At 71.0% G+C, this 12,463-nt stretch carries 9 protein-coding genes and 1 riboswitch; of the genes, 5 read left to right on the plus strand and 4 right to left on the minus strand.

Annotation, left to right across the window (positions count from 1 at the left end):
- Positions 1 to 86: 86 nt before the first annotated feature.
- Both ABZ098_RS07510 and ABZ098_RS07515 read left to right on the plus strand, forming a co-directional pair.
- Positions 87 to 1,379, plus strand: a complete 1,293-nt coding sequence (locus ABZ098_RS07510) for a PspC domain-containing protein (RefSeq protein ID WP_356588204.1) — start codon at positions 87 to 89, stop codon at positions 1,377 to 1,379.
- Positions 1,376 to 2,086, plus strand: coding sequence for a response regulator transcription factor (locus ABZ098_RS07515; protein ID WP_356588206.1), 711 nt, complete (start codon positions 1,376 to 1,378; stop codon positions 2,084 to 2,086). Before ABZ098_RS07510 ends, ABZ098_RS07515 begins: the two co-directional genes overlap by 4 nt.
- 18 nt (positions 2,087 to 2,104) lie before the next feature.
- On the opposite strand, the gene ABZ098_RS07520 is transcribed toward ABZ098_RS07515, so the two are convergent.
- Entirely contained in the window at positions 2,105 to 3,166 is a 1,062-nt protein-coding gene (locus ABZ098_RS07520) for an NlpC/P60 family protein (protein WP_356588208.1), read from the minus strand.
- A gap of 454 nt (positions 3,167 to 3,620) precedes the next feature.
- Between ABZ098_RS07520 and ABZ098_RS07525 the strand changes: the two genes are divergently transcribed.
- Positions 3,621 to 3,974, plus strand: coding sequence for a hypothetical protein (locus ABZ098_RS07525; protein ID WP_356588210.1), 354 nt, complete (start codon positions 3,621 to 3,623; stop codon positions 3,972 to 3,974).
- Positions 3,975 to 4,087: 113 nt separating this feature from the next.
- Here ABZ098_RS07525 and ABZ098_RS07530 read toward each other — a convergent pair whose 3' ends face one another.
- On the minus strand, positions 4,088 to 5,236 hold the full coding sequence (locus tag ABZ098_RS07530; RefSeq protein WP_356588212.1) for an NlpC/P60 family protein: 1,149 nt from the start codon (positions 5,234 to 5,236) through the stop codon (positions 4,088 to 4,090).
- Between the two features lie 8 nt (positions 5,237 to 5,244).
- Positions 5,245 to 5,404, minus strand: a riboswitch (cyclic di-AMP (ydaO/yuaA leader).
- 545 nt (positions 5,405 to 5,949) lie between these two features.
- On the opposite strand from ABZ098_RS07530, the gene pcrA reads away from it, so the two are divergent.
- Positions 5,950 to 8,433, plus strand: coding sequence for a DNA helicase PcrA (pcrA, locus tag ABZ098_RS07535; protein WP_356588214.1), 2,484 nt, complete (start codon positions 5,950 to 5,952; stop codon positions 8,431 to 8,433).
- 45 nt (positions 8,434 to 8,478) lie between these two features.
- Here pcrA and ABZ098_RS07540 read toward each other — a convergent pair whose 3' ends face one another.
- Entirely contained in the window at positions 8,479 to 10,041 is a 1,563-nt protein-coding gene (locus ABZ098_RS07540) for a M23 family metallopeptidase (protein WP_356589335.1), read from the minus strand.
- Positions 10,042 to 10,332: 291 nt separating this feature from the next.
- Positions 10,333 to 11,205, minus strand: coding sequence for an alpha/beta fold hydrolase (locus ABZ098_RS07545; RefSeq protein WP_356588216.1), 873 nt, complete (start codon positions 11,203 to 11,205; stop codon positions 10,333 to 10,335).
- 576 nt (positions 11,206 to 11,781) lie between these two features.
- Between ABZ098_RS07545 and ABZ098_RS07550 the strand changes: the two genes are divergently transcribed.
- Positions 11,782 to 12,198, plus strand: a complete 417-nt coding sequence (locus tag ABZ098_RS07550) for a cobalamin B12-binding domain-containing protein (protein WP_037718998.1) — start codon at positions 11,782 to 11,784, stop codon at positions 12,196 to 12,198.
- The last annotated feature ends 265 nt before the right edge of the window (positions 12,199 to 12,463 follow it).

Genomic DNA, 12,463 nt, shown 5'->3' on the forward strand with positions numbered 1-12,463 from the left:
TCGGAGGGCGCGCCGTTCGAAGATCAGGGGTGTCTCGGGGGCCAACCCTGATGCCCCCGCACCGCGGCCGTGTGACCATCGATGGCATGCCGGAAGCCGCAGCAGCGCCACTCGTCGAACCGCGGCCGCCGCGCAAGCTCTACCGCAGCAGTGACGGACGCTGGCTGGGTGGCGTGGCGCGGGGGCTCGCCGGGCATCTCGGGCTGCCCGTGATCTGGGTGCGGCTCGTCTTCGTCGGCCTGTTCATGGCGGACGGGCTCGGTGCGCTGCTGTACGCCGCGTTCTGGTTCTTCGTGCCGCTCGGCATCGGCGGGGTCGGCGGGCAGCGGCCCCCGTCCCTGGTCACCACCGAGACCTCGCCGGACGGCCGCCGCAGACTCGTCGCCCGCCGCCCCGACAGGGGCCAGATCGTGGCCCTGCTGCTCATGGTCGTCGTGGCCATGGTCTTCGTCGGCAATGTCAACGTGGGCAACGGCGCCAAGGCCTACCTCTGGCCCGCCGTCCTGGTCGGCGCGGGCGTCGCCCTGGTCTGGCGCCAGGCGGACAACGCCCGCCGGGCCCGCTGGATGGAGGTGGGCCGCCGCCGGCGCACCCTGACGCTGCTGCGTGCCGCGGGCGGTGTCCTCCTCGTCACCGCCGGTGTCTCCGGGGTCTTCGTCCTCCAGGGCTCCGCCGCCCACCTCGGCTCCGTCCTCCAGGCGGCCCTCGCGGTCCTCGTCGGGATAACGCTCCTCGCCGGGCCGTATCTCGTCCGCATGACCCAGGACCTCTCCGAGGAGCGCCTGATGCGCATCCGTGCCCAGGAGCGCGCGGAGGTCGCGGCCCACGTCCACGACTCGGTGCTGCACACCCTGACCCTGATCCAGCGCAACGCGGAGAACGCGAACGAGGTGCGCCGCCTCGCCCGCGCCCAGGAGCGCGACCTGCGCACGTGGCTGTACAAACCCGAGGGCACCGGCAAGGACGAGGCCGACGAACCCACAGAACTCGCCGACGCCGTGCGGCGCAACGCGGCCGAGGTCGAGGACAAGCACGGCGTCCCCATAGAGGTGGTGATCGTCGGCGACTGCCCGCTCGACGAGAGAACCGGCGCGCAGATGCAGGCCGCGCGTGAGGCGATGGTCAACGCCGCCAAGTACGGTGGCGAGGGCGGCGCCGTACAGGTCTACGCCGAAGTCGAGGGCAGGACGGTCTTCGTGTCCGTCCGGGACCGTGGCCCCGGCTTCGACCTCGACTCGATACCCGCCGACCGGATGGGTGTCAGAGAATCGATCATCGGCCGCATGGAGCGCCATGGCGGCACGGCCCGGCTGCGTGCGGTGCCGGACGGCGGCACGGAGGTCGAGCTGGAGATGGAGAGGGCGGAGAAGACGTCATGAGCGACGAGGCGAACGGCACGGCGGAGGCAACCGGGGGCGCGGACGGGCGCCGGGTGCGCGTGGTCCTCGTCGACGACCACCGCATGTTCCGCACGGGCGTCCAGGCCGAGATCGGCCGCACCGAGGAGACCGGCGTCGAGGTCGTCGGGGAGGCCGCGGACGTCGACCAGGCCGTCACCGTCATCACCGCGACCCGTCCCGAGGTCGTCCTCCTCGACGTCCATCTCCCGGGCGGCGGCGGAGTCGAAGTGCTGCGCCGGTGCGCGCCGTTGATGGCCGACGCCGAGCAGCCCGTGCGGTTCCTCGCCCTGTCCGTCTCGGACGCGGCCGAGGACGTGATCGGAGTGATCCGGGGCGGTGCGCGCGGCTATGTGACGAAGACGATCACCGGCACCGACCTCGTCAACTCCGTCTTCCGCGTCCAGGAGGGCGACGCCGTCTTCTCCCCGCGCCTGGCCGGCTTCGTCCTGGACGCCTTCGCCTCCACCGACGCCCCGCCGGTCGACGAGGACCTCGACCGCCTCACCCAGCGCGAGCGCGAGGTGCTGAGGCTCATCGCGCGCGGCTACGCCTACAAGGAGATCGCCAAGCAGCTGTTCATCTCGGTGAAGACGGTCGAGTCCCATGTCTCGGCGGTGCTGCGGAAGTTGCAGCTGTCCAACCGTCACGAACTGACACGGTGGGCGACGGCTCGCCGGCTGGTCTGACGCGGGTACCGCTCGCGTTCACGCCACGCGTGTGGCCCCCGCGAAGGGCATCTCGTCGATCGGTGCCACCCGCACCGGCGCCGACGGGTTCGGGGCGTGGATCATCTGCCCGTTGCCGACGTAGAGGCCGACGTGGCTGATGCCCGAGTAGAAGAACACCAGGTCGCCGGGGAGGAGTTCGGAGCGGGAGACGCGCCGGCCGGCGTCGATCTGGGCGTAGGTCGTGCGGGGCAGGGAGATGCCGGCCGAGCGGTAGGCGGCCTGGATCAGCCCCGAGCAGTCGAAGGCGTCCGGGCCGGTGGCGCCCCAGACGTAGGGGCTGCCGAGCTTGGCGTAGGCATAGGAGACGGCCGCCGCGGCACGGGAGTTGGGGGCGTCCGCGGTGGCCGCGCCGGGGGCCGTCAGCTCCCCGCGTGCGCCTGTCGTGGCCCGTGAGGCGCGATCGCCGGCGCCCCCGAGCACCGCTCGTTCCTCGGCCGACAGCTGGGACATCAGTCGGCGGGCCGCGCCCAGTTTGCCGGTGATCGTCCTCTTGTGGCGCTCCAGCTCGGCCTGACGCGACTTCAGCGAGGCCAGCTCGATGTGCGCGGCCCCGCGGAGCTGCTCGATGTCCCGCAACTGCCGGCGTACGTTCGCCACGGAGGCGGCCTGGCGGGCACCGGCTCGTTCGGCGAACTCGGCGCTGTCCAGGTACCGGTCGGGGTCGTCGGTCAGCGCCAGCTGCATCGCCGGGTCGAGGCCGCCGCCGCGGTACTGCGCCGCGGCCATCGAACCCAGCGCGTCCCGGGCCTCGTTGAGCTGTTCCGTCCTTCGGGCGGCCTCGTCCCGCAGCCTGTCCAGGCGGGTCTCGGCGGCCTCCGCCTTCTCCTTCGCTCCGTTGTACTTCTCGGTGGCCGCCTCGGCCTCCTGGTACAGCCGGTCGACCTTCGTCCTGACCTGCTCCGGTGTGAGCTGCGGCTCGGCATGTCCGATCCCGTCGAAGCCCGTCGCGGTCGCCGCCCCCGCGAGGGCGATCGTCGCTGCCGTACGGACCGTATGGCCGCCGGCCGAGCGGCTGCGGGGCTTGCGGTGCGCTGCCACGTGGACTGCACGTCCTTTCGTACGTTCGTCCGCCCCGGGCTCGGGACGTACGAACGCCAGGGGGGAGCGGCCGTACGACCGCCCGGGGCGGTGTGCGCGTCCGGCGACGGCCTGCACAGGGGGAGCGGGCCGCCGCCGGACCTTCTCGGCGGTGGTGGCCGACTGCCGCCCCTGGCCCGGGCGGCGGTGGGGAGCCGGTCACCTGGTGGAGGACGCTAAACCTGACCGTGTCCGGGAGGTAACGCGTTGTGCGGAACTGCCGCCAGGGGACCGCCGGGTGACCGAAGGTGACCGTGCCGCCGGGGCGGCGCAGTCGACTTCACGCGGTGCGCTGACCGAAGTCGGAATTCAGGGACGCGCGGCGGGTGCGGAGTGCTATGGGTCGCATATATGCAAGATCTACGCGAGGGGCCGGTGCGCACGCCCCCGCGGCCCCTGAATAAGCTCCGGCCTCATGGACGTACTCATCCATCTCTTCGTCGGCCTGCACATCATCGGCATCGCCTCGCTGCTCGGCGGCTTCCTCACCCAGATGAAGGGGATGGGTCAGGGCACCGCCCGGTTCGTCCCCGCGATGCTCCACGGGGCCGCGACGATGCTGGTCACCGGGGTGATCCTGGTCGGCCTCAACCAGGCCGACGACCAGCACGTCAACAACATCAAGATCGGCATCAAGCTGGCTCTGCTGATCGTGATCCTCGGCCTCGTCTATGTGAAGCGGGACGACGAGAAGGTGGACAAGAGCCTGTTCGGCCTGGTCGGCGCGCTGACCACGGCCAACGTCTTCATCGCGGTGCTGTGGACCTGACGGCTGCCCGGACGGAGTGACGGGCACCGAGGGCGGCGGTCGCCGCCACGGCCGTCAGGGCGCCCGGCCCGAGCCGAGCCGGGCCGCCAGGGTGGGACGAGGGGGACGAGGGGTCAGGCCGGGCGGACCACGCTGTGGATCGCCGACTCGCCGTCGTAGTAGATCGACTCCTCGCGGACGTACGCGCCCGGCTTGGGGGCGTGGATCATCATGCCGTTGCCGATGTAGAGGCCGACGTGGCTGATGTCGTCGTAGAAGAAGACCAGGTCACCGGGCTGCGCGTCGGCCAGGGAGACCGTGGTGCCGGCGTTGACCTGGTCGTAGGTGACGCGCGGGAGATCGACGCCGGCGGCCTTCCAGGCGGCCTGGGTGAGCCCTGAGCAGTCGTAGGAGTCGGGGCCGGTGGCGCCCCAGACGTACGGCTTGCCGACCTGCGCGCGGGCGAACGCGAGGGCCTTGGCGGCCTTGGTCGCGTACGTGGAGTCGGCCGGCGCGGACGTGGTCGGCGTGGACGTGCTCTCCTGCGGGGCGGTGGCCTCCTGCGCGGCCTTCTCCGCCGCCGCCTGCTGCTGCGCCAGCTCCGCCGCCTTGCGGGCCGCCTCCTGCTGCTTCCGCTTCTCGATCGCCGCGAGGCGCGCCTTCTCCTGGGCCGTCAGCTCCGACAGCAGCGCGCGGGCGCCGGCGAGCTTCCGCTGGACGGTCGCCTTGGCGGTCTTCAGGTCGCTCTGCGTCTCGGTGAGCGTCTGAAGGCTCTGGGAGGCCTCCTGGCGCTTCTTCATCGTCGCGGACTGCTCGGAGACGTAGTCGTCGACCGCGCCCTTCTGGCGGCTCGTCAAGCGGCCCATGAGCTGGGTCTGGTCGAAGTAGTCCTGCGGGGTGTCCGCGAGCAGGAAGGTCGCCGTGTCGGGCGCGGCGGCGCCGGTGCGGTACTGGGCCGCGGCGAAGGAACCGAGTTCCTCCCGCGCCTCGTTGAGCCTCTGGGTGCGCTGGGCGACGTCGTCGAGGAGCGTGTCGACCTGCTTGCGCTGCTTGGCCGTCTTCTCCTTGGCCGCGTTGTAGGTGTCGGTCGCCGACTCGGCCTGGCGGTAGAGGTCGTCGACCTTCTTCTCGACCTCTTCGAGACTCGGCTTGTCATCGGCCGGCGCGGCGTTCGCCGACTGGGACAGCAGGGCCACGGAGGTGAGGGCGGCCGTCGCGAGGGCCGGGGTCCGTATGCCTGCTACGCGCGTACCGACGGGACGCGACTTGCGGTGCGACGCCAAGGGAGGCGACTCCTTCCGTGCTCCGCCTACCGGGTTAGCTGTCGGGTTCGGGCGGGAAGGGTTGCCCTACGGCGCTCCCGTGGGCGGGAGTCGGCCGATTCACCCCGGGTTCGGTGGGTCCCCGGCTCCGGGCGCGCGGCGGCGCTGCGGACTCGGCGGAGGCCGTGCGGCCCGGCGACGTTCGCCGGAGGGGGTCGTACGGCCTGCCGGGAACGGTAGCCAACTGGTGTGGCCCCTGTGAAGGTTGATGTTCGATATGCCCGATACATTTTCGTGACCTTCGTCCCGGGCGCCGCTCCGCGTGGCCGATCCGTAGTGATCTGTGCTGACGCGGGCTGTTTTCGCTGGTCCGATGCCTTCTGTCTGCATTGCGGGTCGGCTCGCGGCAGGCTGCCGCGCGCGGCCCCACCGCTAGGCGGGTGGGTCCGTCCTCCTCCAGCAGCACGGCAAGGCGCGACCGCGCTCCTACCCGACGGCAAGCTGTCGTGACCAAGGTCTCGCACGGCAAGTGTGCGCGTGAAGGTTCGCTCCCGAGGGCGTCGCCCTCGCTCTACGGCGATGAGGCCTGGTCGGGAGCCGCCCGTGGCGGGCATGGCGGAAGGGCGGGGAGTCGGCCGGAGGCTCGGTGCGGAAGATCGTCGGGGTTTCGGTTCGGGTGGATGTTCTCGGGGCGGCGGCGGGCTGTCAGTGGGGCACCCTAGACTCGGAGAGCGATGAGCAGCCTCTTTGACGACAGCTTCCTGGCGGACCTCCAGGCCCCTCGCGGGCATGGGGAGGAGCCCCCGCCGCCGCCCGAGGACGACCACGTACCGGAACCCGTTCCGGACGATCTGTTCGGTGGGAAGTTCGACGTGCCCCCGGACCGGGACGCCTACTACCGCGACGGCGCCCCGCGCCCGGTGGTGGACCCGGCCGCCCTCCTGGAGGGGCTGAACGAGAACCAGCGCGCGGCCGTCGTGCACTCCGGCACCCCGCTGCTCATCGTGGCCGGCGCCGGTTCCGGCAAGACCCGGGTGCTCACCCACCGCATCGCCCACCTCCTCGGCGAGCGCAATGTCCACCCGGGCCAGATCCTCGCGATCACCTTCACCAACAAGGCCGCGGGCGAGATGAAGGAGCGCGTCGAGCAGCTCGTCGGCCCGCGCGCGAACGCGATGTGGGTCATGACCTTCCACAGCGCCTGCGTGCGGATCCTGCGCAGGGAGTCGAAGAAGCTCGGCTTCACCTCGTCCTTCTCGATCTACGACGCCGCCGACTCCAAGCGGCTCATGGCCCTGGTCTGCCGCGACCTGGACCTCGACCCCAAGCGCTACCCGCCGAAGTCCTTCAGCGCCAAGATCAGCAACCTGAAGAACGAGCTGATCGACGAGGAGGACTTCGCCGCCCAGGCCGCCGACGGCTTCGAGAAGACCCTCGCCCAGGCCTACGCCATGTACCAGTCGCGGCTGCGCGAGGCGAACGCCCTCGACTTCGACGACCTGATCATGACGACGGTCAACCTGCTCCGGGCGTTCCCCGATGTCTCCGAGCACTACCGCCGGCGCTTCCGGCATGTCCTCGTCGACGAGTACCAGGACACCAACCACGCACAGTACGCGCTGGTCAGGGAGCTGGTAGGGACCTCCGAGCACCCGGTGGACGTACCGCCGAGCGAGCACGACCTGCCGCCTGCCGAGCTCTGTGTCGTCGGTGACGCCGACCAGTCGATCTACGCCTTCCGCGGCGCGACCATCCGCAACATCCTCCAGTTCGAGGAGGACTACCCCGACGCGACGACGATCCTCCTGGAGCAGAACTACCGCTCCACCCAGACGATCCTCACCGCCGCCAACGCGGTCATCGAGCGCAACGAGTCCCGCCGCCCCAAGAACCTGTGGACCAACGCGGGCGCGGGCGCGCGCATCACCGGCTATGTCGCCGACACCGAGCACGACGAGGCGCAGTTCGTCGCCGACGAGATAGACCGCCTCACCGACGCGGGCGACGCGAAGGCCGGCGACGTCGCCGTCTTCTACCGCACCAATGCCCAGTCCCGTGTCTTCGAAGAGGTCTTCATCCGCGTCGGCCTGCCCTACAAGGTCGTCGGCGGGGTCCGCTTCTACGAGCGCAAAGAGGTCCGGGACGTCCTGGCCTACCTGCGCGTCCTCGCCAACCCCGAGGACTCCGTACCGCTGCGACGCATCCTGAACGTCCCCAAGCGGGGCATCGGCGACCGCGCCGAGGCGATGATCGACGCCCTGTCCCAGCGCGAGAAGATCAGCTTCCCGCAGGCGCTCAAGCGCGTCGACGAGGCGTACGGCATGGCCGCGCGCTCCACCAACGCCGTCAAGCGGTTCAACGTGCTGATGGAGGAGCTCCGTACGATCGTCGAGTCCGGCGCGGGCCCGGCGACGGTCCTGGAGGCCGTCCTCGAACGCACCGGTTACCTCGCCGAGTTGCAGGCCTCCACCGACCCCCAGGACGAGACCCGCATCGAGAACCTCCAGGAACTCGCCGCAGTGGCCCTGGAGTTCGAGCAGGAGTCCGGCGAGGGCGAGGAGACCGGCTCGCTCTCCGACTTCCTGGAGCGGGTCGCGCTCGTCGCCGACTCCGACCAGATCCCCGACGAGGACGAGGACGGCTCGGGCGTCATCACCCTGATGACCCTGCACACCGCCAAGGGCCTGGAGTTCCCGGTCGTCTTTCTCACCGGCATGGAGGACGGCGTCTTCCCGCACATGCGCGCCCTCGGCCAGACCAAGGAGCTGGAGGAGGAGCGGCGCCTGGCGTACGTCGGCATCACGCGCGCGCGTGAGCGGCTGTACCTGACCCGGTCCTCGCTGCGCAGCGCGTGGGGGCAGCCGTCGTACAACCCGCCCTCCCGCTTCCTGGAGGAGATTCCGGCGCAGCACGTCGACTGGAAGCGCACGGGTGCGACCGCTGCTCCCGCGGGGCCGGTCTCGGGGGTCGCCGCGTCGCTGTCGTCGTCCCGTTCCCGTTCCTCGGCGTCGGGGGCTTCCGGCTTCGCGACCCGCAGGACCTCGGAGAAGCCGGTGGTGTCCCTGGCCGTCGGCGACCGCGTCACCCACGACCAGTTCGGTCTCGGCACGGTGGTCGGGGTGAAGGGCACGGGCGCGAACGCCGAGGCGACGATCGACTTCGGGGAAGCGAAGCCGAAGCGGCTGCTGCTGCGGTACGCGCCGGTGGAGAAGCTGTAGCTCCGAAAAGGGCCGGAAGTCCGGAAGGGGGCTGGGCCCGAGGAATTACGTCGGGTCCAGTCCGTGGCTGCGCAGCCACGGCAGGGGGTCTATCGCCGAACCGCCCGCCGGGTGCACCTCGAAGTGCAGGTGCGGTCCGGTCGAGTTGCCGGAGTTGCCGGAGTAGGCGATCGGGTCGCCGGCCTTCACCGTCGTACCGGAGGCGACGCGGTAGCTGGAGAGGTGGCAGTACCACGTCTCCGTGCCGTCCTTCGCGGTCACGACCATCATGTTGCCGTACGCGCTGTTCCACTGCGTCCGCACGGTGCCGTCGGTCGCGGCCATCACCGTCGTGCCGTACGACACCGGGAAGTCGATGCCGGTGTGGACGGACATCCAGTTGACGCCTGACTGGCCGTAATAGGCGCTGAGTCCCCGCTGCGCGACCGGAAGCGCGAACTTCGGGCGCAGCCGCTCCTTGCGGGCCGCCTCCTCCGCCGCCTTCCTCTTCTCGGCCACCTGCTGGGCCTTGAGGTCGATACGTTCCTGCGTACGGCTGGCGCGGTCGGCGAAGTCGTCGGCACCGGCCGCGAGGCTCTCGAGCTGGGTGTCCAACTTGTTGTTCGCGACGGCCGGCTTGACGGCGCTCGTGTCGGCGAGGGTCGTCGAGGTGTCCTTGTCGTCGCCGGTCAAGGTGCCGACCGAGGCGGCGGCGATCCCGGCGACGCCCATGACACACGCCGAGGGGACGGCGATCGTCAGCAGCGCGGAGCGCTTGGCGGGCATACGGCGGCGGGAGCGGCCGGCGTTGCGCGCGGCGACGCGGGAGCCGGGGGCGGGCGCCGAGGCCTGGGGTGCCTCTTCCTGGTCGTCCAGGAGCGGGGCGTCGGCGTCGTGGACGGCGGGCATCTCGCCGGTGTCCGTGCCGCCGTTGTCCGTGCCACCGGTGTCCCCGGTGGCGTTCGACTCGCCGTCGTGCGAGGTGTGTTCGGCGTAGGCGTCGCCGTAAGGATTCGCCTCGCCGTACGCGTGGCTCTCGTCGTAGGCGTGGGTCTCGTCGTACCCGGCCTGCTCGAAGGTGGCCGTCTGCTGCGGGTCGGCCGCCGTGCCGTCGGAGTTCCACTGCGTGGCGTCGTACGCCCCGGTGTCGAAGGCCTGCGTGCCCCATTCCCATTGCTGGGTCTGGTCGGCCGGGCCCGCGGACTGGTCCGGCTGCTGCCAGGAGCTCGCGTCCCACTGTCCGCTGTGGTCGGCACTGCCGCCCTGCGGGGGGATCGCGGCGAGCTGCTGGTGGTCGGCGCCCCACTGCGTGGCGTCGTACGCGCCGGTGTCGTAGGCGGCGTGGTGCTGGGCCGCGTACATGTCGTAGTTCAGGGTCTGGTGGCCGCCCGTGCTCCACGTCGAGGCGTCGTACGAACCGGTCGCGTCCCCCGGCATGTTGCCGAAGAGCGGGTCGGTCTCGAAGGTGCCGGTGGTGTGTGTACCGGTGGCGTCCTGGGTACCCGCGGTGCTGAAACCGGTGGCGTCGTAGCCGCCGAACGTGGTGAGGTCGCCGTACTGGGCCTCCTGGGTGCCGTACGACGCATAGTGCGACGAGTCGGCGTCGGAGGCCGGAGCCGGGGTGGTCATGGTCCCCGACGGGTGACGGTCGTTCACCAACTTCTCTTTCGCCTCGACAACAGGGGCTGCCAGAGCAGTGCGGCGACTGTACCCGGCGGTATGCGGGCGCGACAATCTTCAACTGGTTTCGGGCGCGCAGGAAACGGGCATTCGGCCGTGTTTCGGGGGACTGCGGGCGGGACCTTGGCCCTGTGTTCGAAGCTTGTTCGATGGCGGTCCGGCCTCCGGTGGATCGCGGAGAGCTGTCGACGGCCTGTCCGACGACTGTCCGCGACCTGTGACCGGTGACCGATACGACCGTTACGCCACGGTCAGTCCGCCCGCGCGTCCGACGGTCTCCTCCCCGGCCCGCGCGGTGTCGAGCACCCGCCGTATGCCGGTCGCCACGGCGGGATGCACGGGCAGGGCGAGATGTCCGATCCCGGTCACCCGGACGTTCTCCGCCATCAGGTCCTCATGATCGATGCAGGCGGTCTCCAGCGGGTCCATCAGGTGGTCGAGGTCGCTCCAGAAGCTGACGAAGTGCGTACGGCAGCCGGGGGCCGGCCGAGTGAGCTCTTCGAGCAACTCCGAGCCGGGGCGCATCTGGCGCACGATGGGGTGCGCGTTCGCCAGCGGCACCACCCTGGTACCGGAGTGCGGGGTGCCGAGCGTCACCAGGGTGCGGACCCGGGCGTCGCCGCCGAGACACTGCACGTAGTACCGCGCGATCAGGCCGCCGAGGCTGTGCCCGACGACGTCGACCCGCTCGCTGCCCGTGCGCTCGCAGATCCCCTCTATGTGCCGGCCGAGCAGCTCCGCCGCGGCGCGGATGTCGCAGGTCAGCGGCGAGTAGTTGAGCGACTCGATCTGCTGCCTGCCGTGCTGGGCGAGGCTGCGGCGCAGGAGCACGAAGACCGAACGGTTGTCGATGAAGCCGTGCAGCAGGACGACCGGGGGCTTGGCCTCCGTCGGCAACTGCGCGGCGCCGTCCTCCGGGGCTGGGAGCGAGGGCACGGGGGAGCGGCGCTCCTGCGCGATGCCGGACGGGTACAGGAGGAGATGGCCCGCGAGGATCGCCAGCTCGAGCGCGGTCGCCTTCAGGAGGGCCATGGAGAGCCCCGCCAGCCTGCCGGGAAGCAGACGCTGACAGAGCGGGAGAAGGGGCAGCGCCGCCGCCTTGGTGACCTTCATGGCCGACCTCCTGTCGGCACACGGGAGGACGGCTCCGTCCCCCGTGTGCGCTCATGGGGAGTCGCGGCGAAGGTCGTCTTCGACGCCGACGTGGCGCGAGTGGGTCGCGGGGGACGGGTGCGGCGGTCGGCGCCCGGTTCCGGGGTCGCCGGGTGGGCCGGCGGAGGCGACGGAACCGGTGGTGCGGGCGCTGCCGACGATGCCGGTGCGTGTTCCGGTCGTATCGGTGGTGCCGATGGTGCCGATGGTGCTGCTCGCGGTGCTGGTGGTGCGCCGGTGACGTGACGAGCCGCCCTGTCGGTGTGGCGACGAGGCTCCCCGCTGTCGTGCCTTACCTGTCCTACGTGCCCTTCGCGCCGTCGCCGGCGCGCCGCGCCCCCGTGACGCGCGTCCTGCGGCGCGGCGGTGCGGCGACCTCGTTGCGGCTCCCGAACGTGTCCCACCATGTGATTTCCCCCTCGGTGTCCCTTGCGAAACTGCGTGGTGCGAGATGGTGGCGATAACGTTCGTTCACATTCCCGGTCTGTGCGGTACTAGTCGGTAGGAATTGCACGCAGTCGCTTCATGGAGGCAGTGATGGGTGTGACAGCCGGTCCGATCCGCGTGGTGGTGGCCAAACCGGGGCTCGACGGTCATGATCGCGGAGCCAAGGTGATCGCGAGGGCGCTGCGCGACGCGGGCATGGAGGTCATCTACACCGGCCTCCACCAGACTCCCGAGCAGATCGTCGACACGGCGATCCAGGAGGACGCCGACGCGATCGGCCTCTCCATCCTCTCCGGCGCCCACAACACGCTGTTCGCCGCGGTGATCGACCTGCTCAGGGAGCGGGATGCCGAGGACATCCTGGTGTTCGGCGGCGGGATCATCCCGGAGGCGGACATCCCTCCGCTGAAGGAGAAGGGCGTCGCGGAGATCTTCACGCCAGGGGCGACGACCCAGTCGATCGTGGACTGGGTCCGGGAGAACGTGCGGCAGCCTGCGGGGGCGTAGGGGGCGTAGGGGGCGTAGGGGGCGGGCCTGTCCGATCCTGTCCTGCCCGGCGCTGTCGGGTCTCGGGCGCGGGCCGGTCGGGGCTGGTGGGGGGCTGGTTGCGGGTGCGGGCCGGTGGGGGCTGGTCGCGCAGTTCCCCGCGCCCCTGGTCGGTTCAGTGGTCGCCGGTCGACATGCCGCCCTTGCCCTGGCTGCCGGGGGGGGTGCCGCTGGAGTCGCTCCTAACCCTCGCAAGTCGTGGCGCGAGGCGGCTTGCGCCCTCGAC

This window comes from Streptomyces sp. NPDC006335, from assembly GCF_040612795.1.
Classification (GTDB): Bacteria; Actinomycetota; Actinomycetes; order Streptomycetales; family Streptomycetaceae; genus Streptomyces.

Coding starts and splice junctions, on each gene's coding strand:
- ABZ098_RS07510 (WP_356588204.1), top strand. CDS start 87: ATGCCGGAAGCCGCAGCAGCGCCACTCGTCGAACCGCGGCCGCCGCGC.
- ABZ098_RS07515 (WP_356588206.1), top strand. CDS start 1,376: ATGAGCGACGAGGCGAACGGCACGGCGGAGGCAACCGGGGGCGCGGAC.
- ABZ098_RS07525 (WP_356588210.1), top strand. CDS start 3,621: ATGGACGTACTCATCCATCTCTTCGTCGGCCTGCACATCATCGGCATC.
- pcrA (WP_356588214.1), top strand. CDS start 5,950: ATGAGCAGCCTCTTTGACGACAGCTTCCTGGCGGACCTCCAGGCCCCT.
- ABZ098_RS07540 (WP_356589335.1), bottom strand. CDS start 10,041: ATGACCACCCCGGCTCCGGCCTCCGACGCCGACTCGTCGCACTATGCG.
- ABZ098_RS07545 (WP_356588216.1), bottom strand. CDS start 11,205: ATGAAGGTCACCAAGGCGGCGGCGCTGCCCCTTCTCCCGCTCTGTCAG.
- ABZ098_RS07550 (WP_037718998.1), top strand. CDS start 11,782: ATGGGTGTGACAGCCGGTCCGATCCGCGTGGTGGTGGCCAAACCGGGG.